This window comes from Mesorhizobium sp. B1-1-6 (genome assembly GCF_006443035.1).
GTDB lineage: Bacteria > Pseudomonadota > Alphaproteobacteria > Rhizobiales > Rhizobiaceae > Mesorhizobium.
Genome location: NZ_VFWR01000004.1, coordinates 429,021 through 448,867 on the forward strand (window position 1 = coordinate 429,021; position 19,847 = coordinate 448,867).

At 63.7% G+C, this 19,847-nt stretch carries 19 protein-coding genes; 11 read left to right on the forward strand and 8 right to left on the reverse strand.

Annotated features, from left to right (window positions below):
• Positions 1-117 precede the first annotated feature (117 nt).
• The 3 genes from cimA (at position 118) to rarD (ending at position 3,442) form a co-directional block, all read left to right on the forward strand.
• Positions 118-1,734, forward strand: coding sequence for a citramalate synthase (gene cimA / locus FJ979_RS11245; RefSeq protein WP_140494530.1), 1,617 nt, complete (start codon positions 118-120; stop codon positions 1,732-1,734).
• 3 nt (positions 1,735-1,737) lie between these two features.
• Positions 1,738-2,250 (forward strand): hypothetical protein, encoded by a 513-nt coding sequence (locus FJ979_RS11250; RefSeq protein ID WP_140494528.1) that lies wholly within the window; start codon positions 1,738-1,740, stop codon positions 2,248-2,250.
• A gap of 265 nt (positions 2,251-2,515) precedes the next feature.
• Entirely contained in the window at positions 2,516-3,442 is a 927-nt protein-coding gene (gene rarD, locus FJ979_RS11255; protein ID WP_140494526.1) for an EamA family transporter RarD, read from the forward strand.
• On the opposite strand, the gene FJ979_RS11260 is transcribed toward rarD, so the two are convergent.
• Together FJ979_RS11260 and FJ979_RS11265 are read right to left on the reverse strand one after the other, a co-directional pair.
• The gene (locus FJ979_RS11260) at positions 3,420-4,418 is read right to left on the reverse strand and encodes a transporter (RefSeq protein WP_140520671.1); all 999 of its coding nucleotides are present in this window, start codon (positions 4,416-4,418) and stop codon (positions 3,420-3,422) included. The two genes, rarD and FJ979_RS11260, sit on opposite strands and share 23 nt — an antisense overlap.
• Positions 4,419-4,595: 177 nt before the next feature.
• Complete coding sequence (locus tag FJ979_RS11265) at positions 4,596-4,886, reverse strand: muconolactone Delta-isomerase family protein (RefSeq protein ID WP_140494522.1); 291 nt, start codon at positions 4,884-4,886, stop codon at positions 4,596-4,598.
• A 121-nt stretch (positions 4,887-5,007) separates the two neighbouring features.
• Here FJ979_RS11265 and FJ979_RS11270 point away from each other — a divergent pair, with 121 nt between their 5' ends.
• Positions 5,008-5,904, forward strand: coding sequence for a LysR substrate-binding domain-containing protein (locus FJ979_RS11270; RefSeq protein WP_140520670.1), 897 nt, complete (start codon positions 5,008-5,010; stop codon positions 5,902-5,904).
• A 21-nt stretch (positions 5,905-5,925) separates the two neighbouring features.
• On the opposite strand, the gene FJ979_RS11275 is transcribed toward FJ979_RS11270, so the two are convergent.
• A complete protein-coding gene (locus FJ979_RS11275; protein ID WP_140517827.1) occupies positions 5,926-6,537 on the reverse strand; it encodes a TIGR00730 family Rossman fold protein in 612 nt (203 codons plus the stop codon).
• 128 nt (positions 6,538-6,665) lie between these two features.
• Between FJ979_RS11275 and FJ979_RS11280 the strand changes: the two genes are divergently transcribed.
• The 3 genes from FJ979_RS11280 (at position 6,666) to FJ979_RS11290 (ending at position 10,411) form a co-directional block, all read left to right on the forward strand.
• Entirely contained in the window at positions 6,666-8,033 is a 1,368-nt protein-coding gene (locus FJ979_RS11280) for a LysM peptidoglycan-binding domain-containing protein (protein WP_140517828.1), read from the forward strand.
• Positions 8,034-8,154: 121 nt separating this feature from the next.
• The gene (locus tag FJ979_RS11285; RefSeq protein WP_140520669.1) at positions 8,155-8,502 is read left to right on the forward strand and encodes a metalloregulator ArsR/SmtB family transcription factor; all 348 of its coding nucleotides are present in this window, start codon (positions 8,155-8,157) and stop codon (positions 8,500-8,502) included.
• 25 nt (positions 8,503-8,527) lie between these two features.
• Positions 8,528-10,411 (forward strand): ABC transporter ATP-binding protein/permease, encoded by a 1,884-nt coding sequence (locus tag FJ979_RS11290; protein WP_140517829.1) that lies wholly within the window; start codon positions 8,528-8,530, stop codon positions 10,409-10,411.
• A 31-nt stretch (positions 10,412-10,442) separates the two neighbouring features.
• Here FJ979_RS11290 and FJ979_RS11295 read toward each other — a convergent pair whose 3' ends face one another.
• Positions 10,443-11,324, reverse strand: coding sequence for an SMP-30/gluconolactonase/LRE family protein (locus tag FJ979_RS11295; protein ID WP_140520668.1), 882 nt, complete (start codon positions 11,322-11,324; stop codon positions 10,443-10,445).
• Between the two features lie 212 nt (positions 11,325-11,536).
• Here FJ979_RS11295 and FJ979_RS11300 point away from each other — a divergent pair, with 212 nt between their 5' ends.
• Complete coding sequence (locus FJ979_RS11300; protein WP_140520667.1) at positions 11,537-12,235, forward strand: phosphatidylserine decarboxylase; 699 nt, start codon at positions 11,537-11,539, stop codon at positions 12,233-12,235.
• Between the two features lie 3 nt (positions 12,236-12,238).
• Positions 12,239-13,057, forward strand: a complete 819-nt coding sequence (locus tag FJ979_RS11305) for a phosphatidylcholine/phosphatidylserine synthase (protein ID WP_140494505.1) — start codon at positions 12,239-12,241, stop codon at positions 13,055-13,057.
• Between the two features lie 118 nt (positions 13,058-13,175).
• On the opposite strand, the gene FJ979_RS11310 is transcribed toward FJ979_RS11305, so the two are convergent.
• A complete protein-coding gene (locus FJ979_RS11310; protein ID WP_140580917.1) occupies positions 13,176-15,398 on the reverse strand; it encodes an AMP-binding protein in 2,223 nt (740 codons plus the stop codon).
• A gap of 136 nt (positions 15,399-15,534) precedes the next feature.
• Positions 15,535-15,942, reverse strand: a complete 408-nt coding sequence (locus FJ979_RS11315; RefSeq protein ID WP_140520665.1) for a 4-oxalocrotonate tautomerase family protein — start codon at positions 15,940-15,942, stop codon at positions 15,535-15,537.
• Positions 15,943-16,055: 113 nt separating this feature from the next.
• On the opposite strand from FJ979_RS11315, the gene FJ979_RS11320 reads away from it, so the two are divergent.
• Positions 16,056-16,919 (forward strand): LysR substrate-binding domain-containing protein, encoded by an 864-nt coding sequence (locus tag FJ979_RS11320; RefSeq protein ID WP_140520664.1) that lies wholly within the window; start codon positions 16,056-16,058, stop codon positions 16,917-16,919.
• Positions 16,920-17,088: 169 nt separating this feature from the next.
• Here the strand turns inward: FJ979_RS11320 and FJ979_RS11325 are convergent, their stop codons facing one another.
• A complete protein-coding gene (locus FJ979_RS11325) occupies positions 17,089-17,991 on the reverse strand; it encodes a DMT family transporter (RefSeq protein ID WP_140517836.1) in 903 nt (300 codons plus the stop codon).
• A gap of 55 nt (positions 17,992-18,046) precedes the next feature.
• Positions 18,047-18,934, reverse strand: coding sequence for a DMT family transporter (locus FJ979_RS11330; protein WP_140580920.1), 888 nt, complete (start codon positions 18,932-18,934; stop codon positions 18,047-18,049).
• A 319-nt stretch (positions 18,935-19,253) separates the two neighbouring features.
• On the opposite strand from FJ979_RS11330, the gene FJ979_RS11335 reads away from it, so the two are divergent.
• Complete coding sequence (locus tag FJ979_RS11335) at positions 19,254-19,835, forward strand: VOC family protein (RefSeq protein ID WP_140580922.1); 582 nt, start codon at positions 19,254-19,256, stop codon at positions 19,833-19,835.
• The last annotated feature ends 12 nt before the right edge of the window (positions 19,836-19,847 follow it).

Consider the following 19,847-nt stretch of genomic DNA (forward strand, 5'->3'; position numbering starts at 1 on the left):
GGTTTCGCAAATTTTCAGCGCCGCAGGTGATGGCGGGACATTCGAACTGCCGATCTCCCCCCTTGAGGGGGAGATGTCCGGTAGGACAGAGGGGGGCGTTCAAGCGCCCACAGGACGATGAAAAAGCAACGCCTCTACCTCTTCGACACAACACTTCGCGATGGCCAGCAGACGCCCGGTATCGACTTCTCGGTCGAGGACAAGATCGCCATCGCCAAGCTGCTCGACGAATTCGGCCTCGACTATGTCGAGGGCGGTTACCCCGGCGCCAACCCGACCGACACGGCCTTCTTTAGGGAGAAGCGAACCGCGCAGGCAAAGTTCGTCGCCTTCGGCATGACCAAGCGGGCGGGGGTGTCGGCTTCCAACGATCCTGGGCTTGCCGCACTCGTCCAGTCGCGGTCGGACGCCATCTGCTTTGTCGCCAAGAGCTGGGACTATCATGTCCGTGTGGCGCTCGGCTGCACCAATGAGGAGAATCTGGAGTCCATCAAGGCCTCGGTGGAAGCCGCCATTGCCGCGGGGAAGGAGGCGATGGTCGATTGCGAGCATTTCTTCGACGGGTTCAAGGCCAATTCGGATTATGCGCTGGCGTGCGCCAAGACCGCTTATGATGCCGGCGCGCGCTGGGTGGTGCTGTGCGACACCAATGGCGGCACGCAGCCCTCGGAACTACGCGCAACCGTCGAAAGGGTCGTCGCCGCGGGCATTCCCGGCGACCATCTCGGCATCCATGCCCATGATGACACCGGCCAGGCGGTGGCGAATTCGCTGGCCGCGGTCGAAGCGGGCGTGCGCCAGATCCAGGGCACGCTGAACGGCATTGGCGAACGCTGCGGCAACGCCAATCTGATCTCCATCGTGCCGACGCTGGCGTTGAAGCCGGCCTTCGCCGACCGTTTCGAGACGGGGATTTCCGCCGAGGCGCTTACCGGCATTTCGCGCTTGTCGCGCGCCTTCGACGAACTCTTGAACCGCGCTCCGGAGGCGCAGGCGCCCTATGTCGGCGCTTCAGCCTTCGCCACCAAGGCCGGCATCCACGCTTCGGCGCTCGCCAAGGAACCTGCGACCTACGAGCATGTGCCGCCGGAAGCGGTTGGCAACCGCCGCCGCGTCATGGTTTCCGACCAGGGCGGCAAGGCCAATTTCCTGGCCGAGCTGAAGCGGCGCGGCATCGATGTGCCGAAGGACGATCACCGGCTCGACGCATTGATATCGGTGGTCAAGGAGCGTGAGGCCTCCGGCTATGCCTATGAGGGCGCCGACGCCTCCTTCGAGCTTCTGGCACGCAAGATGCTGCACGGTTTGCCCGAGTTCTTCCATGTCACCTCGTTCCGCTGCATGATCGAACGCCGCTTCGATGCCAATGGCCAGTTGAAGACGGTGTCGGAAGCGGTGGTCAAGGTGCTGGTCGAGGGCGAGGAGAAGATGTCGGTGGCCGAGGGGCACGGCCCCGTCAATGCGCTCGACATCGCGCTGCGCAAGGATCTCGGCAAATACCAGGGCGAAATCGCCGATCTGGAACTCGCCGACTTCAAGGTGCGTATCCTCAATGGCGGCACCGAGGCGATCACTCGCGTTCTGATCGAATCGCATGATGCGACCGGTGCCCGCTGGTGGACGGTCGGCGTTTCCGAAAACATCATCGACGCCTCGTTCCAGGCGCTGATGGATTCCATCATCTACAAGCTGATGAAGAACCGGGACATGGCGGGTCTGGTGGCGGCGGAGTGAGATATGGACGTCAACCTCTTCTTCAAAGAGATGTACTCCTTTGAAATTGAAAGGAAGGATAAGTTAGACGGCTCTGTCGGGGTTATGCTGACGGCCGTCACCGGAATTATTGTCTCGATGGTCTTTGTCGTAAGTGATATTGGTGAGAAGAACCCCTATCCGGACAAGAGGATGATACTTTCTCTATTTGCGGTATGTGCATTTGTTTTAGGGGGTTCTATATTATTTCTGCTCATAGGATTTTACGGCAGAACCTACAAATATGTTGATTATCCGAGCGAAATGATGAAATATTATACCGAGTTGGAGTCGTATTATCGAGAGAATAATCAGGCAGCTGAGAGGGAATTTGCTGACGCAGTGACACGTCAATTTGTGTTATTTGGGACGCACAATGCGCGGGCAAATGACGAAAAAACAGAAAATTATTTTCAGGCGAAACGCTGGTTTGCCTGGAGCTTGTTGCCCTTCGCTTGCGGAATCATAACTTACGGTCACTATCTTATTTTTGGCTGAGGAGTGATTGAAATGGGCGATGACAAAGACAAAGAAGACGAACGGCCGCGTGACGAACAGAAACCGCAGCCGCCGCCTGGGCGGGAAATCCGGGAGGGCTATGAGCCACCTCTAGAGAGGTAGCCTACTCACGGTAGAACAAAGCGTTGCGTTGGCAGGCGTGTAGCGGAGCAAGGCACACCGCTTGAACCATCAGCGAAAGTCCATTGATCCATCAGAACTTTGCGATGGTCTTGCCAAGGTTACTGGGCCATAGCGTTGGGCCATGGCCGCTGAAGCAATTACCCAGGACGCAGTTTCAAAAGCCCGCCGCGGCTTCCTGCTGGCGCTGGGTGCCTATTTCTTGTGGGGTTTGCTGCCTTTCTACATGAAAGCGGTTGCGCACCTGCCGCTTGCCGAGGTGATTGCCCACCGCATCGTCTGGTCGGTGCCGATCGCCGCCGCGGTTCTGGTCTGGGCCGGCCGCACGGCGGATTTCAAGGCGGCAATCCGTTCGCCCCGCACGATCGCCATGGCGGCGCTGACGGCGGCGCTGATCTCGGTCAATTGGGGCGTCTACGTCTGGGCGATCGCCGTCGACCGCACCGTAGAAACCGCCCTTGGCTATTACATCAATCCCCTGGTCAGCGTCGTGGTCGGCGCCCTGCTGCTCGGCGAGCGGCTCGATCGGCTGCAGATCGCGGCCGTGGTGCTTGCGGCGATCGCGGTCGCCGTGCTGACGATCGAGGCTGGCAAGTTGCCATGGGTATCGCTGGCGCTGGCCTTTTCCTTCGCCGCCTACGGTTTTTTCCGCAAGACGCTGCCGATCGGCCCCAGCCAGGGTTTTCTGCTCGAAGTGCTTCTGTTGTCGGTGCCGGCCTTGGGTTATATCGCCTGGCTGATCGCCACCGGACAGGACCATTTCGTTTCCGGCAACGGCGTCGATGCGGCGTTGCTGGCCGGTTGCGGGCCGGTGACCGCGGTGCCGCTGCTGCTGTTCGCATTCGGCGCCAGGCTTTTGCGTCTCTCCACCATTGGCATCATGCAATATATTGCGCCGACCATTGTGTTCCTGATCGCCGTGCTGATCTTCAAAGAGCCGTTCGACACCACCCAGGCTGTCGCCTTTGCCCTGATCTGGGCGGCGCTGGCCATGTATTCCTGGTCGATGCTGGCGACGGCGCGCCGGGCTACATCTGCCCGAGCCGCCTGACGAAGAGATAGGTCGCTCCGGCGATCAGCATCGAAACCGCAGTCACCACCCAGAAGCCTATCGGCGTGTTGACCAGCGGCAAGCCGCCGACATTCATGCCGAACAGGCCCGAGATGATCGTCATTGGCAACAGCACTGCGGTCATCACCGACAGCACGTAGAGCAGCCGGTTCGACTGCGTCGTCAGCTTGGCCATCAGCTCGTCCTGCAACAGCCTGGCGCGCGCCTGCAACTGCTCGCCATCATAGTGCAGCGTCTGCGCGCGGTGCGAAAGCCGTGCTGCCATGTCGTTGATCGAATCGGGCAGGTCGTTGCGGTGCGAATGGTCGAGATGGCGAAACAGATTGGTCAGGGTCGCCATCTGCCGGTGGATCACCACCAGGTGCCGGCGCGCATCGACGAGCGCCTGCCGCTCATTGTGCCATGCGTCGCAGACGATGCGGTCCTCGATGCCGTCGAGACTGTCGCCAAGTGCAGCGAGTTCCACCGCCATGCCGTCGAACGACTGGCCCACGACCGCCTCGATCAGCTCGGCCGGCGAGCGAAACTTGCGCGAGCCGTTCTCGATCGCCTTGCGGATATTGTCGACCGACTGCAAGGGCTGCTTGCGGGCGCCGACCAGCATGGTGTCGTTGAGGGCGAAACGGAAATGGCCGAGCCCGCCGGCTTCCGCCGAATAGTCGTGACGCAGGTCCGGCAGGTCGCCGTAGAGCCAGTCATCCTCGAGGTCGATGTGGCAGCCATGGCTGGCGGACAGGAAGGCCTCGCGCACTGGCGCCGGCAGGGCCTGTTCGGCGGCGATCTCGTGGCGTGCGCGCATGTCGGAAAGCTGGTAGCTGCGCCACGTCCAATGCGCGCCGCCGGCATCCTTGGTGCGCAGGCCGTCGGCGGTGAAATGATAGATGAAGAACAGCCCATGCTCGTCTGGCAGGTAGGGCGACAGGTCGGCGCCTTCCGGGGCGAGAGCAGTATCCATGGTGTAGTGCCGGATGCATATTTCGAGCATCGCACCGCTTGGCGGCGCGTGATTGCAACATCTAGCATGGGCGGCGGGGTTTCGTGTGACGGTTCCTTGACAGCCGATCACACTCTCTTGAGCGGCCGCGGCAGTGCGGCGGCGCCTTTCGCCGCCACCGCATTGCGACTGCCACACTTAGCGCTTCGGACCGAAACCGGGATAAGGGTTCAGCGGCACGATTGCGGCAATGTCCATCATGCCGGCCTTGACCAGCGGCAAGCTGCCGAGATGATTGCGCACGTCAGCATCGCTGGCCGCCTCGAACATCATGCCGCTCCCGGGAATGTCGCCACGGTTCCAGACCTGGCGAACCGCGCCCTGGGCGTAGAGCGTGCGCCGCTGCTCGGCCTCGCCGGGCAGCAGCGGCGCGAAATCGGCATCGGCGAATTTTTCGGTGTTGCGGGTGAGGAGGGCAAAGAACTGCATGTCGGTCTCCTGTTTGTCAGCGGTAGGTGACGGCAGGTATCGCGCTGGATGGTCAGACTGTCCAAGACTGATTAGGCTAAAGTTGAGACTTTTGAAGACTTGATGCCGCGCGGAGCAAAAAATGTTCGACTTGCGCCAGATCCGATATTTCGTCGCCGTCGCGGAAACCGGCAATGTCGGTCGCGCCGCCGAGCTGCTGCATATTTCGCAGTCGCCGCTGAGCCGGCAGATCATGCAGCTTGAACAGCAGCTTGGCGTAACCCTGTTCGAACGGGTAAAACAGCGCGTCCATCTCAATGCCGAGGGCCGCGCCTTTCTCGCCGAGGCCCGCGCGCTGCTGTCGAACGCGCGCCGGCTGGAGGAACTTGGTCGAAACCTTGCCAGCGGGTCTGTCGGGCGTCTTGCCATCGGCTATGTCGAAGGCGCCGTGCACGCCGGGCTTGTCGCCGCGATGCTGCGCCAATTCCGCCGCGACCGGCCGGATTTTCATCTCCAGTTGAGAAGCCTGCGCTCGGCGGCGCAGATCGAGGAGCTGCGGCAGCGGTCGCTGGATCTGGGCCTGGTCTATTCGCCGCCCGCCGCAGACGATCCCGATATCGCCAGCACGCCGCTGCGCCACGAGCCGCTGGCGCTGGCGATGCCCGAAGGCGATCCGCTCGCCGAAGTGGCCGATATCCAGCCGCACCATCTCGACGGCCGCGTCTGGATCACCGTCGTGCGCCAGCCCGACGACACCAATCGCGGCCAGTTCCTGGCCGCCTGCGCCAAGGCGGGTTTCCTGCCCGATATCGCCTATGAGACGGCGGACCCGTTGACCTCGCTCGGCCTTGTCAGCGCCGGCCTCGGCCTTGCCACCGTCCAGTCGAGCCTGCGCATCGCCGCGCCGCCCGGAATCCTGTTTCGGGACCTGCCATGGTTTGAGCGCAAGGTCTCGATCCATCTCGCCTGGCGGCGCCAGGATCGGCGGGCGGTAATCGATGATCTGCGGCTGGCCGGCAGTAGGGCAGTAGGGCAGTAGGTTCTGTCTTCAGCTACTGCCTTACATCTTGTCTATCACCGACTGCACGCCCTCCGTCGGCGCATCGACCGAGGAGCCTGCCACCATGATGGCGGCGACGATTGCCTCGGGGTCATTGACGACCAGCGGCTTGACCCGCTGTGCGGTGTGAATGAAGCCTTCGGTTGCCATATGGTCGATAAGCGCCAGCATCGGATCCCAGAATCCGCCGACATTGCCGAAGACGATCGGCTTGCGGTGATGGCCAAGTTGCGCCCAGGTCATGACCTCGACGATCTCCTCGACTGTGCCGATGCCGCCCGGCAGCGCCACAAAGGCGTCGGATTTCTCGAACATCTTATGTTTGCGCTCGTGCATGTTTTCGGTGATCACGAGCTCGTCGAGCCGGTCTAGCGCGGTTTCGGTTGCTTCCCTGTTGATCAGGAAGCGGGGAATAATGCCGGTGACCTTGCCGCCGGCCTTGAGCGCGCCTTCAGCGACGGCGCCCATGATGCCTTTGGTGCCGCCGCCATAGATCAGCCTGAGGCCGGAGCGCGCAAGCGATCGCCCGAGCAGGTGACCAGCCTTGACATAGGTTTCATCACGGCCCGGAGACGAGCCGCAATACACGCAGACGGATCGAATCGTATTCATGCCGATGATTGGTGATTGGGTCTGAAAGCGCGGTCAAGCCCTAAGGGCCGAGAAGTCCGGGCTTTTTCTTGTCGGTGATGGTAAAACAGGCTAGACCGGCGTTAGGTGGCTAAGGGGCAGGGAAGTAGATGGCGATCAATCCGTTGAAGGCGTTTCTGTTCGCGGCGGGTGGGACCGTTGCGGTCGCGGGAACCGCCTATGTGTCGGGCGCGCTCGACCCATATTTCAATCGCACGCCGCCGGCGGACGTCGCGGCGCAGGCTCCGCCTGTGGCGCCGAAGCCGGCCAATCCGGGCACGGAAGCGCGGCTGCCGCAGGCTGCGGCACCGTCCGCTCCCACCTCTGAGGCAACCGCGCCTGCCGTCGCGGGTCCGATCGCCCCGACCTTCGACGTGGTGCGCGTTGAAGGCGATGGTTCGATCGTCGTCGCCGGCAATGCCGCGCCCAATTCAAAGGTCGAGATCCTCAACGGTTCGACCGTGATCGGCTCGACGGTCGCTGGTCCGGATGGCGCCTTCGTCATCGTGCTCGATGATCCGCTGAAGCCCGGTGACTATACGATTGCCTTGCGCTCCACCGCCGGCGATGTGGTGACCGCTTCGGCCCAGACGGCCGTCGTCTCCATTCCCGCCAATGCGAGCGGTCAGGTGCTGGCCATGGTCGAGGAACCGGGCAAGCCGGCCGAACTGCTGACCGTGCCCCAGCCGCAGACAACACCGGAAGCGCCTGCAGCCGCGGCTCCGGCGCCAGGCGCGTCCGCCGCCATCGAAGCAACGCCTGCTCCTGCGGCGCCGACAACGCCGCCCGCGCCATCCGTGGCCGAACCCAAGATCGTCGTCGAAGCGGTCGAGATTGACGGCAGCAAGATTTTTGTCGCCGGCCTCGCCGACCCGGGCCGCAAGGTGCGCGCCTATGCCAACGACATCCTGCTTGGCGAAGCGCAGACATCGCCGAATGGCCATTTCCTGGTTGAGGCGAGGCGCGACGTACCGGTCGGCAGTTACACCATCCGTGTCGATGGCCTCGATGCCGACGGGGTGAAGGTGGTGGCCCGCGCCGCCGTACCGTTCGAGCGCGAACCGGGCGAGGCGGTCGCCGCCGTGGCGCCTGCTGGATCCAAGGCGGCCGATGCAAAGTCTGCCGAACCGTCGGCTGCCGCTGAAGCGCCCGCCAACCCGGCGGAACCGGCTCCGGCCGATGCAGTGGCCACGCCGCCTTCCGATGTGGCCGAGACTGTTTCACCCAAGCTCGAACATGCCAACGGCGCCGTGATCATCCGCCGTCACGACACGCTGTGGCGGATTTCGCGGCGCGTTTACGGCTATGGCATGCGCTACTCGACCATCTATCTCGCCAACCAGGACCAGATCCGCAATCCCGACCGCATCTGGCCGGGACAGGTGTTCAAGGTCCCGCCACGGTCTAAGGAAGGCGAGGCCGCCGACCTCAAGGCGATGGGTGACCAGATGACGACGCATTCGGCGAAGACGGAGTAGGCAAGCGTCAGCGGGGCGGCTGCAAGCCGTTCCGAAGCCGATCCTTCGCAGCCCTCCGCCTGCAATCTCCCCATCCGGCCAGCTTGCCTCGTCACTGTTCATCGTCTATCGCCGATGAACGATGACCGAATCCCTGCCTGAACAAGACCGCGCGACGAGCGCGCCAACCTCTTGCACCACCGACAGCCACTCCATCGCTGCCCGCTTCGCCGCGCTCTCGCACCCTGCGCGCATCGAGATCCTGAAACGCCTGTCTGCCAGCGGTTTCTGCTGCTGTCGGGACGTTGTCGACCACCTCGATCTCGCCCAGTCGACCGTCTCGCAGCATCTGAAGATCCTGGTCGAGGCGGGGCTGGTGCGCTTCGCGCCTGACCGCCAGCGCTCGCGCTACGAGGTGGACCAAGCCGCGCTTGCCGGCGTGTCGGCTTCGCTGAGCGCGCTCGTCGTTTCCTGCTCGACCAGCCGCTGACCCTCTCACCCAAAAGGCAAGAAAAGTGGCCGAAAAAACCGTCTCCGCCGATTCCCCGACCTTCAAGACGCTGCTTAACCTCTGGCCCTATATGTGGCCGGCGGATCGTGCCGATCTGCGGGCGCGCGTCACCTGGGCGACAATTCTGCTGGTGGTTGCCAAGCTGACATTGGTCGCGGGACCCTATTTCTTCAAATGGGCGACCGACGCCTTGGCCGGTGACGGCAGATCGACGCCGCCGCTGCCCGCCTTCCTGCTCGCCCCGGTCATGTTGGTTGTCGCCTACAATGTGGTGCGGCTCGTGCAACTCGGCTTCAACCAGTTGCGCGACGCGCTGTTTGCCCGCGTCGGCCAGTACGCTGTGCGCCAGCTTGCCTTCCGCACCTTCGTCCATATGCACCAGTTGTCCCTGCGCTTCCATCTCGAACGACGCACCGGCGGCCTGTCGCGCATCATCGAGCGCGGCACCAAGGGCATCGAGACGATCGTGCGCTTCATCATGCTCAACACGGCGCCGACCATCCTCGAATTCGCGCTGACCACGGGCATCTTCGCCTACACCTATGGCTGGAAATACGTAGCCGTGGTGGCGGTCACCGTCTGGCTCTATGTCTGGTTCACGGTTCGCGCCAGCGACTGGCGCATTTCGATCCGCCGCGACATGAACGACAGCGACACCGACGCCAACACCAAGGCGATCGACTCTCTGCTCAATTTCGAGACGGTCAAATATTTCAACAACGAGGCCATGGAGGCCGAGCGCTTCGACCGCTCCATGGCGCGTTACGAGATGTCGGCGACCAGGATCTGGACGTCGCTCGGCTGGCTGAATTTCGGCCAGGGCGTCATCTACGGTCTGGGCACGGTCATTGTCATGTGCATGTCCGCGCTCGAAGTGCAGCGCGGTACGCAGTCTGTCGGTGATTTCGTCTTCATCAACGCCATGCTGATGCAGCTCTCGGTGCCGCTCAATTTCATCGGCTTCATCTACCGCGAGATTCGCCAGGGCCTCACCGATATCGAGCAGATGTTCGACCTGCTCGACGTGCCGCAGGAGATCGTCGACAAGCCCAGTGCCAGGCCGCTCGCGATCGAAGCCGGCAAGGTCGAATTCCGCGACGTGCATTTCTCCTATGATCCGAACCGCAAGATCCTGAAAGGCATCAGCTTCGAGGTGCCGGCCGGCAAGACGGTCGCCATCGTCGGTCCTTCGGGCGCGGGCAAGTCGACCATCTCGCGGCTGCTGTTCCGCTTCTACGACATCCAGTCGGGCCAGGTGCTGATCGACGGCCAGGATGTCAGGGAAGTGACGCAGGAGAGCCTGCGCGCGGCGATCGGCATGGTGCCTCAGGACACCGTGCTGTTCAACGACACCATCGCCTACAACATCCGCTACGGCCGCATCGGCGCCAGCGAGGAGGAGGTGCGCAAGGCGGCCGAACTCGCCCAGATCGGCCCTTTCATCGAGCGGCTGCCCGAGGGTTACCGCTCGATGGTCGGCGAGCGCGGGCTGAAGCTTTCCGGCGGCGAGAAGCAGCGCGTGGCGATTGCCCGCACCATTCTCAAGGCGCCGCCGATCCTGATGCTCGACGAGGCGACCTCGGCGCTGGACAGCCATACCGAACAGGAGATCCAGGCCGCGCTCGACCTGGTCAGCCGGGGCCGCACTACCATCGTCATCGCCCACCGGCTGTCGACGGTGATCACGGCCGACGAAATCATCGTGCTCAAGGACGGCCAGATCGCCGAACGCGGCACACATGCCGATCTGATGCGCAAGCACGGGCTTTACGCCTCGATGTGGGACCGCCAGCGCGAGGCGACCGAAGCTGAGGAGCGTCTGCGCATCGCCCGCGAAAGCGACGAACTGGGTGTGGTAGTGCGCAGGCGCACGTCGGAGCTGTCGTAGCGGCGTTGGCTATCTCCATCGCTTTCGCCAATCAGCGTGTGCCCGAAATGTAAGACGGCCATCCCGCGCCAGGCGAGGAAACAGCGACGCCCAGCACCTGACCAGTGCGGGCGTCGCTCGACATGTGGTCGAAGCCGCGCCACTCGGCTGCGGTGATGAACAGCGTCCTGCCGTCGACACCGCCCAGCATGCAGGCGAAGCAGCCGCGATCGGCGGTCACGGTCTGCATCACTTCACCGCCTTCGCGTACCTGCGCACAGCGCTTGTTGGGAACATCCGCGTACCAGACCGTCCCTTCGGCATCTAGGCAGATGCCATCGGGATAGCCGTCGACATCGGCCCACACCCGCCGATTAGCCAGAGTGCCGTCGGCGGCTATGTCGAAGGCGGTCAGCCGGTTGGAGTGGGATTCGGCAATGATCAGCGTCCTGTTGTCCGGGGTCACAGCCATGCCATTGGCAAACGCGATATTCCCAGCCACTTGCCTGGCCGTCCCGTCCGGCGTGATCAGCACGATCGTGCCCGGGCCGAAATGCTGGCCGGGTGCCGGCGCCGGGCCGCCGCCATTGACATAGATATTGCCGCGCCCATCGACGACGATCTCGTTCCAGGGGCTTTTCGAAAGGTCGCGCAGATCGGCATGGGTGACGAGCCTGCCATCCACCTCCTGCCTTAGCAGCAGGCCTTCGCGGCCTGAAATCACGAGCAACCTGCCATCCGGCAGCCAGTCGATGGAGTAGGGCAGGACCGCTGGCACGGTGAGCATCACCCTGCTCTTGCCCTCGTCGCTCACGGCGACGATCTCTCCGGTACCCCAGTTGCAGAGCCACAGGCGTCCCTCATGCCAACGCGGCGATTCCCCGAAAGCGAGGCCCTTGGCGATAATCTTGGCGTTCTCGGCAACGGATGACATTGGCTGGCTCCTTGGCTGCGTGACCCACGTCACCGTTCCGAAGGCGTCGCGGGGCACTGTCCTGCCAAGGACGGGCGAGCGTATGGCTTGCCGACATGGCGGCCGACAATTCTAAAAGGCTACTGCGCGCCCCTCCTTCCCCATTGTCGCGTTGCGGGCAGAGGGTGTTTCGGTTATTGAGGCCGAACCTGAAACAGGGACTGCCCCATCCCATGAGCCTTGTCGATACGGTCAAGAACGCGTTCGTACCGATCCATCGCGAGGGCTATCCGTTCATCGCCGCCTTCGGCGCGGGCACGCTTTTCCTCGGCTATTTCTCCTCGATCCTGTTTTGGATCGGGCTCATCCTCACCGCCTGGTGCGCCTATTTCTTCCGCGATCCCGAGCGGGTGACGCCGGTCGATGACAGTCTGGTGGTGAGCCCCGCCGATGGCGTCATCTCGGCGGTCGGCCCGGCCGTGCCGCCGCGCGAGCTTGGCCTCGGCAATGCCGAAATGACCCGCATATCGGTGTTCATGAACGTCTTTTCCTGCCACGTGAACCGCGCCCCGGTGCGCGGCAAGATTTCCCGTATCGAGCATCGGCCGGGGAAATTCCTCAATGCCGAACTCGACAAGGCAAGCACCGAGAACGAGCGCAACGGGCTGGTCATCGACAGCCCCAACGGCACCGTCGCGGCAGTGCAGATCGCTGGCCTCGTGGCGCGGCGCATCGTCTGCTGGGCCGAGACCGGCGGCTCGATCGCCATCGGCGAGCGTTTCGGCCTGATCCGCTTCGGTTCGCGCGTCGATGTCTTCCTGCCGGAGGCGGCGACCCCACGGGTGGCCGTCGGCCAGACGGCCGTCGCCGGCGAAACGGTGCTGGCGGAATTCGGCGGTATCGCCGCCACGCCTCTCGTGCGGATCTCCTGACCGGTGGGCGCGCCGTTCAAGAAATTCGAGGCGCATGCCAGCGGCGGCCCGCGCATCCGCGAAATCCCGATGCGCATGGTGCTGCCCAATCTGGTTACGGTGCTCGCCATCTGTGCCGGCTTGTCCGGCATCCGCTTCGCTTTCGAGAACCGCTTCGAGCCCGCGGTGGTCATGGTGCTGCTCGCCGCGTTCCTCGACGGCATAGACGGCCGGTTGGCGCGAATGCTGAAGGCAACGTCGAAATTCGGCGCGCAGATGGATTCGCTGGCCGACATCGTCAATTTCGGCGTCGCGCCCGCGCTGGTGCTTTACGCTTTCCTGCTCGACCGCGCGGGATCGCCGGGCTGGATTGCCGCCCTTTTGTTCACCATCGCCTGCGGCATGCGGCTCGCCCGCTTCAATGTTCTTGACGAGGAAAAGGCCGAGCGGCCGGCATGGCAGACCGAATATTTCGTTGGGGTACCGGCGCCGGCGGGCGCCGTGCTGGTGATGCTGCCGCTTTATCTGTATTTCCTGCGGCTTGGGCTGGAGCCCGGCCGCCCGGCCGCCTTCATCGCCACCGGCTTCACCGTACTGGTCGCCTTCCTGCTGGTCAGCCGTTTGCCGGTCTATTCGGGTAAGAGCGTCAAGGTGCCGGGTGACAAGGTATTGCCGGTCATCCTGGGGGTCGTGCTCTACATCCTGCTCTTGATGACCTATCCCTGGTACACGCTGACGGCCTCCGTCGCCGGTTATCTCCTCTTCCTGCCCTTCAGCGTGCGTGCCTATTCGAAGCGCGCCAGGCTGGAAGGCGAGCAGGTGCCGCCTTCGGATATAGGATAACGCTGTTATCCCTCTTTGAAGGCGGGGATGTCGCCGAAGGCGACAGAGGGTGCATTGAAGGCCAGCGCTTTGCGCCCGGGCCTGCGATTTAGGCGAGACGACCCTTCAGGCCGTTCGCCTACGCCGCCGCACTCAGCCCCAGACGATCGATGGCCAGTCTGCGGGCCGACACATAGTCGGTCTTGCCCGAGCCCAGCGCCGGGATCTCTTCCACCTTGACGATGTCGTTGGGCACCATCAGTTCGGCCGCCCCGGCCTTCTTGCCGAATTGGCGCAGTTCCTCGGCACTCGCATCGTCGGCGGTGGTCACCAGCACGATGCGCTCGCCGCGCCGTTTGTCGGGCACCGCCACGGCGGCATGGCGCTCTTCCGGCCACAGCGACTGCACCAGCATCTCGACCGCACCCAGCGACACCATCTCGCCGGCGATCTTGGCGAAACGCTTGGCCCGGCCGCGAATGGTGATGAAGCCCTCGCGGTCGACCGAGACGATGTCGCCGGTGTCGTGCCAGCCCTCGAGCCGCTGCAATTCGCCCGGTCGGTCGGCGGTCATGTAGCCCATCATCATATTCGGGCCGTCGAGCCACAGACGGCCGGCGCCATCGATGCCGTCGACGGGTTCGAGCTTCATGCGGATGGCCGGCAGCAGCCGCCCGACGGTGCCGTCGCGGCTATGGATGGCGGTGTTGACGGCAACCACGGGCGCGGCCTCGGTCAGCCCAAAGCCTTCGATGATCTCGGCCTGGAAACGCTCGCGATAGGTGCGGCGGGTTTCCGGCTTCACCGCTTCGGCGCCGGCGACGACGAAGCGCAGGCTGGAAAAATCGCCCTCCTTGGCGGTGCGCGCGTAATTGGCGAGGAAAGTGTCGGTGCCGAACATGACCGTCGGCTTCACCTTACGGGCGATCTCGGGGATGATCTTGTAGTGGAGAGGCGAGGGGTAGAGGAACAACTTTACGCCTGTGACCAGCGGCAGGATGGTGCCGCCCGTCAGCCCGAAGGAGTGGAACACAGGCAATATGTTGAGCAGGATATCGGCCGGCGAGATGGTGATACGGGCTTCCGCCTGCATGGCGTTGGCGTAAAGGTTCTTGTGCGACAGCACCACCGCCTTCGGCGTGCCTTCCGAACCGGAGGTGAACAGGATGACCGCGGGTTTGGCTGCGTCCTGGCGCTGCAGCGGCCAGCGCCACAGCAAGGCGGCGGTAAGCTTTTCCAGCGCCGTCACGCTTGCGCGTGTATCTTCCAGCCAGAGAAATTTCGCGCCGCCCTTTTCGACCGCCGTCACGATATCGCCGAGGTCGGCCTTCTCGATGAAGGCGCGGGAGGAGACGACCGTGCGGATCACCGCCGTGCGGATGGCGGCGGTGACGCTGGCCGGACCCGCGGTGTAGTTGATCATCGCGGCCACCCGACCGGCCGAGAGCAGCCCGACCAGGGACAGCACCACGCCATTGGCGTTGGGCAGGAGCAGGCCGACCGCTTCGCCGGGCGCCGTCACCGCCTCGAAACGCCTGCCCAGCACGCGCGCGCCGATGAACAGTTTTCGATAGCTGAGCGCGCCCGAGACGACGTCCTCGATGATCGGATGGGATGCGCCGACCCTGGTTGCGGCATCACGCATGGCCAGGAACAGGCCGCGATCGAGATCGGCGGCTGCGAAGCGCGCCTCGGCGAAGCGGTCGAACAGCGCGTTGGTGTTCGAGGCCTGGTCGGGAATGCGCGCCACCAGCTCGGCGATGGTCATTGGTTCCAATGCGCTGATCGACAGGCGAGGGAACCAGCGCCTTGGCGCGATGCTGGCCGGCGTCAGCGAGACAGGAAGGTCGCGGGCGCCGCCGACGAAGATCGGCACGATGCGGGCGTCGGCCTGCATGGCGATGCGGGTGACAGCGCGAAACAGCCGGAACGACTTGACGTCGGGCTCGACCGCGTCCGGCAGGTAGACGGCAAGCCGGCCCTTGCCCTTCAGCACGCGCACCAGCCTACGGCTGACGAAGACGTGTTCGGCGTTGAAGGCGATGGTGCGGCCAAGCTCGCGCCAAGGCTCTAGCCATGGTGCCCTGGCCGAGGCTCCGTCGAGGATGTGCAGCGTGTCGTCAGGCAGCAGCGACAGCATCAGCGCCGGTTCGAAGTGCGACTGATGTGAGATGACATAGATGACTGGCGCCACCGCATCGCGCGCGATTGCTATGCGGCTGTCGCTGATCCGATAGGCGAGCTTGAACGGCACGTAGAGCAGCGCCTGGGCAAAGCGCAGGCCGAGGCGGAACTTTTCCACTACCCCGATCAGCAGCCAGGCCACGACCAGACCCGCAAGCAGCGCCAGTGTCAGGATCATGCCGCGTCTCTCCCAACGTTCCTTGCACCTCGGCTCTGCGGCCGCTTCGGCAAGAACCTAGACGATGTGCGGGCAAGGTCAATGCGCAAGGGCCTCTTGCCGCCTCTCACGAAGGGAAGGGCAAAAGCGGCATCCTTTACGCCGCCTTCAGTCTCCCGCTGATGAAGCGGAATTCCTGCGTTTTGCCGCCATAACCGTAGGCGGCGGCCGGCACTTCGTGGACGAAGGCGTAGCTTTCTTCGTGCACGGACCCGAGCAGGCGCCCGAAGGCGGCGAAGGTCGCCTTGAGATAGGCTTCCAGCTCGAGCTTGGTGTTGGTGCCGTCGACCACCTTGATGTCGAGCCAGAACGTATTGGTCCCATGCTCGGCCAGCGACGTGCCGCCGGCGAACCAGTGCTGCGGATCGAGATAAGAGACGGCAACCGCCGTTATGGTCGGATCCTTGCGAAGGTGCGTGGCGGTGAGTTCGGTCGCCTCCTTGGCGATCCTGGCGGACAGCGTGGCGTCGGGCTTCCCGGTGACGCTGACGTTGATGATGGGCATTGTCCTTCTCCTTGGTTCTGGCGGCCTCTGTCAGCCGATGACGCAACCCTGTCATCAACCAGGAAACATGAAAATCGAATTGTTTTCAGAGAATACTTCGATAATATCGAATTATGAAAACGCTCGATCCCGACCTCTTGAGGACATTCCTCGCCTTCGCCGACGGCGGCTCGCTGGCGCAGGCGGCCTCTATCGTCGGCCGTTCACCGTCGGCTGTGACGGCGCAGATGCAGCGGCTGGAAGAGGCTGTCGGCGAACCGTTGCTGGCGCCGCAGGGCAGGGGCCGCAGCCTGACGCCGACCGGTGAGGAGCTTGTCGGCCATGCCCGGCGTATCCTTGCAGCGCATCGTGAAGCCTGGCTCGGCCTGAAGGGCGCAAGGGCCGACGGACGCATCGCGATCGGTACGACGCAGGATTTCGCCGACAGCGGCTTGCCCGATCTATTGCGTGCTTTCGCCGAAAGCCATCCGCGTGTCAGGATCGAGCTGCGCGTCGGCCGCTCCGCCGAGCTGGCGCAAGCCCTTCAGGGCGGTAGCCTGGATCTGGCGATCGTTATGCGGCAAGCTGCGACGCCGGACGAAATCGGCATGCTGCGCGAGCCGATGATGTGGCTCTGTTCGCAAAAAGGACTGGCAGCGCGACAGGACGAGTTGCCGCTTGCACTGCTCGATCCGCATTGCGGCTTCCGCGAAGCGGCTATCTCGGCGCTCGATGCGGCCGGCCGGCGCTATCGCATCGCGGCCAGCAGCGCGAGCTTGGCCGGCCTGCGCACGGCGGTCAAGGCCGGCATCGCGCTGACGCTGCGCACCGCGCGCTTTGCCCATTCCGGCATCGTCGAAGCACCGCGCGCGTTCGACCTGCCGCCCGTGCCCGTTGCCGAATTCGCCATCCGGCTGCGCGCCGATGCCGAGAACCCGGCGCGGGATCTGGCCGCACTGCTCGGCACCGGCCTGGCTGTGCCAGGACTTTTTGGCTGACAGCCGTCTGTCTTCAGGCGTGGGGCCAAAGAAAAAGCCGACCTTGCGGTCGGCTTGGAGTAGGACGGACCGAGGGGTTTGGGGGGACTCGGGGGGTGGTCCGTCGGCTCAACAATGCCTGAACGGGATGATGGTTCCGTGACTGCGCAAATTTTTTTGGGCTCGGCTTTCACAACGGACCTGGCGCTTGTTGCTGCTTTGCCGACAGCCAGTCGCGGCCGGCATGGGCAAAGACCGCGCAAAGCACGATTGCGCCGCCGATCATGCTGGCCATGGGCGGTATCTCGGCCAGGAAAAGGAAGGCAAACAGGATCGCGAACGGCACTTCGGCAGAGCCGAGCAGGCCGGATTCAGCCGCCGGGATGAGCCTCGCGCCTTCCGTCCACAGGATCGAGGAGAGTGCGAAGCTCGAGCCGAAGGCGACGAGCAGCACGGCATCCCTTGCCGAGACGGCAAGCGGGTCGGTGACGAACCAGCCGAGTATGAACAACAGCAGGGCCGAGACCGCGCCTGCCCAGACCGCCGGCGTGTCGCGGAAGGCGCGCACCATGATCATGTAGAGCGCGCTGCCGATCGTCATCAGCAGCGCCAGCCCGTCTCCGAACAGATTGCCTGTGCCGAAGCTCGACCAGACCATGACCGCAACGCCGCAAAGCGAGACGGCGGCGGCTAACATCGTCTGAAGACGGAAGGGCTCGCGCACCAGCAGGAAGGCGAGCAGCGCGGCAATGAAAGGCGACGTCGCGTAGATGACCGTGACATTGGCGACGAAGGTGAATTTGAAGGCGCAGATGAAGGCGATGCTGGCCAGCGCGCCTTCCACCGCCAGCAGCCAGCCGCGCCAGCCGAGCCGCAGCGTCTCGCGGTTGCCGGAGCGGTGGCGGCGCCACAGCACATAGAGGCTGATCAGGATCGAGCCGACGAAACCGCGCCAGCAGGTGATGGTCAGCGGATCGGCATGGATCGATTTGGTCAGCACGCCGGTCAATCCGAACACCGCCGCCGACGACGACACCAGGATGATGCCAAGTGTCCGTTCTGCGGTGTCGGTGGCGGCTGCTACATCGGTCATGAAAGCCAATTTACGTGGTTCTGTTCTGACATCGTAGTGTCAGCAATCTGGACCGTCACAGCCGTTTGCGAAAATGCTCGCCGCCGACGATCAGCAGCCCTGCGGTGATGATGAGAGCAGCGCCGAAAAACACTTCGCGACGCGGCACGTCGCCCCAGATGGCGAAGCCGAGCGCGAAGGCCCACAACAGCGAAGTGTATTCCAGCGGCGCGATGATCGAGCCCGGCGTCCGTTTCATGCCTTCGAAGAGAAGATACTGCGCCAAGCCGCCGAGCGCGCCGACGCTGGCAAGCAGAAGCAGTTCGCTCCAGCCGGGCGTCTGCCACCAAAGCAGCGCGGGCACCGCCGAGAATATCAGGAAATAGAAATTGTTGAGCATGAGCTGGATCATCGAGCGCTCGGCAAGTGCTGTCTTGCGCAACAGCACGATGGCGATGCCCCACAGGAAAGCGGCGGCCAGCACCAGCAGCACCGGCACGGACAGGCCGAGATGGGCAGGGTCGCAGGCGACGAAGACGCCGGCGAAGCCGATCGCCACCGCCAGCCAGCGTAGCATGGGCACTTTTTCGCCAAGCATCACCACCGAAAGCACGATGACGATGATCGGGGCCGCGTAATAGACGGTGGTCAGTTCGGCGAGCTGCAGGCTGCGCGCGGCATTGTAATAACAAAGCCACGCCGCCAGGGTGAAGACGCTGCGCAACAGCATCGGCCACACGATCGGCGACCGCGCCGTCTCCGCATAGAGATGCCGTCCGCCGATCGCCGCGCAGGCGGTCAGTATGGTGATGCTGCGGAAGAACATGATCTGCCAGACGCTCATGCCGGCGACGAGCAGCTTGATCGAAGCGTCCTGCGTCGAAAAAAGCAAATAGGCGGCGCCGGTCAGAAGGATACCGGCGAGAACCCTTTCGCGTGTTTCGAGAATGGCGACGTCGGCCATGCGGCAACCGGCCTTGTGTGAAAACGGCTCCGGCCCCTGTCGGCTCCGCTCCCGCCAGCTATAGGGGCGAAACCTTGTATGGCGCTGCTCCAGCGCCATTCTTGCGTTGGGGCAGGTCCGATCCCGGATGCGGCTTCTGGCGCGGCGCAGCTGATTGGTTTAGCATCGTCTCACAAAGCCGGCGCGTAAGGTCGGCGGGCCAAGGGAACGGTGCGGATCAGGAAGCCCTCGCATAAGAGACGCCATTCGCATCATGCGCGGCGGGCCTGACAGCCGGCACTTACGGACATCGAGACGCCGACATCAGGGGGAGAACGCAATGCAGAAACTGCAATCGCAAGGCGTACATCACATCACGCTGGTCGGCGCCGGTCGCCAGACATCGATCGATTTCTGGGAAGGCGTGCTGGGCATGCCCTTCATTTTCGAGCAGCCCAACCTAGACAAGGCAACCGAAAGCCATCTCTATTTCGATCCGGGCGACGGGCGGCTGATCACCATCTTTACCGACGAGACCCGCACGCCGGCAAAGCGCCGCACCCCGACCGATACCGGCTGCGTCCACCACATCGCCTTTGCCGTGTCGCGCGTGACCTTCCTGCAGGCGGTCGCCCGGCTTGACGAGCGCGCCATCAAGCACAGTGGCGTCAAGGACCGCGGTTTCATGGATTCGATCTATTTCGAGGATCCGCTTGGCCTGCTGATCGAACTTGCTTCCTACCGTTTCGAGCCGCCGGCCGGCTTTAGCCATGCCGACGTGCTGATGGAAGCGCACAAGCTCCGCGTCGCGCGTGGCGACTACAACATCGCCGAGGCGCATCTGGCCGACGCCATCCAGGCGCTGGTCGAGCGCTCGCGCGCGACATTGTCGGCCGACAGGACGCCGCGCAATCCATATTGATTTTTGAACAAG

Bases quoted from the DNA above. Each gene is read 5' to 3' on its own strand.
- cimA (WP_140494530.1), top strand. From the start codon at position 118: ATGAAAAAGCAACGCCTCTACCTCTTCGACACAACACTTCGCGATGGC.
- FJ979_RS11250 (WP_140494528.1), top strand. From the start codon at position 1,738: ATGGACGTCAACCTCTTCTTCAAAGAGATGTACTCCTTTGAAATTGAA.
- rarD (WP_140494526.1), top strand. From the start codon at position 2,516: ATGGCCGCTGAAGCAATTACCCAGGACGCAGTTTCAAAAGCCCGCCGC.
- FJ979_RS11260 (WP_140520671.1), bottom strand. From the start codon at position 4,418: ATGGATACTGCTCTCGCCCCGGAAGGCGCCGACCTGTCGCCCTACCTG.
- FJ979_RS11265 (WP_140494522.1), bottom strand. From the start codon at position 4,886: ATGCAGTTCTTTGCCCTCCTCACCCGCAACACCGAAAAATTCGCCGAT.
- FJ979_RS11270 (WP_140520670.1), top strand. From the start codon at position 5,008: ATGTTCGACTTGCGCCAGATCCGATATTTCGTCGCCGTCGCGGAAACC.
- FJ979_RS11275 (WP_140517827.1), bottom strand. From the start codon at position 6,537: ATGAATACGATTCGATCCGTCTGCGTGTATTGCGGCTCGTCTCCGGGC.
- FJ979_RS11280 (WP_140517828.1), top strand. From the start codon at position 6,666: ATGGCGATCAATCCGTTGAAGGCGTTTCTGTTCGCGGCGGGTGGGACC.
- FJ979_RS11285 (WP_140520669.1), top strand. From the start codon at position 8,155: ATGACCGAATCCCTGCCTGAACAAGACCGCGCGACGAGCGCGCCAACC.
- FJ979_RS11295 (WP_140520668.1), bottom strand. From the start codon at position 11,324: ATGTCATCCGTTGCCGAGAACGCCAAGATTATCGCCAAGGGCCTCGCT.
- FJ979_RS11300 (WP_140520667.1), top strand. From the start codon at position 11,537: ATGAGCCTTGTCGATACGGTCAAGAACGCGTTCGTACCGATCCATCGC.
- FJ979_RS11310 (WP_140580917.1), bottom strand. From the start codon at position 15,398: ATGATCCTGACACTGGCGCTGCTTGCGGGTCTGGTCGTGGCCTGGCTG.
- FJ979_RS11315 (WP_140520665.1), bottom strand. From the start codon at position 15,942: ATGCCCATCATCAACGTCAGCGTCACCGGGAAGCCCGACGCCACGCTG.
- FJ979_RS11320 (WP_140520664.1), top strand. From the start codon at position 16,056: ATGAAAACGCTCGATCCCGACCTCTTGAGGACATTCCTCGCCTTCGCC.
- FJ979_RS11325 (WP_140517836.1), bottom strand. From the start codon at position 17,991: ATGACCGATGTAGCAGCCGCCACCGACACCGCAGAACGGACACTTGGC.
- FJ979_RS11330 (WP_140580920.1), bottom strand. From the start codon at position 18,934: ATGGCCGACGTCGCCATTCTCGAAACACGCGAAAGGGTTCTCGCCGGT.
- FJ979_RS11335 (WP_140580922.1), top strand. From the start codon at position 19,254: ATGCAGAAACTGCAATCGCAAGGCGTACATCACATCACGCTGGTCGGC.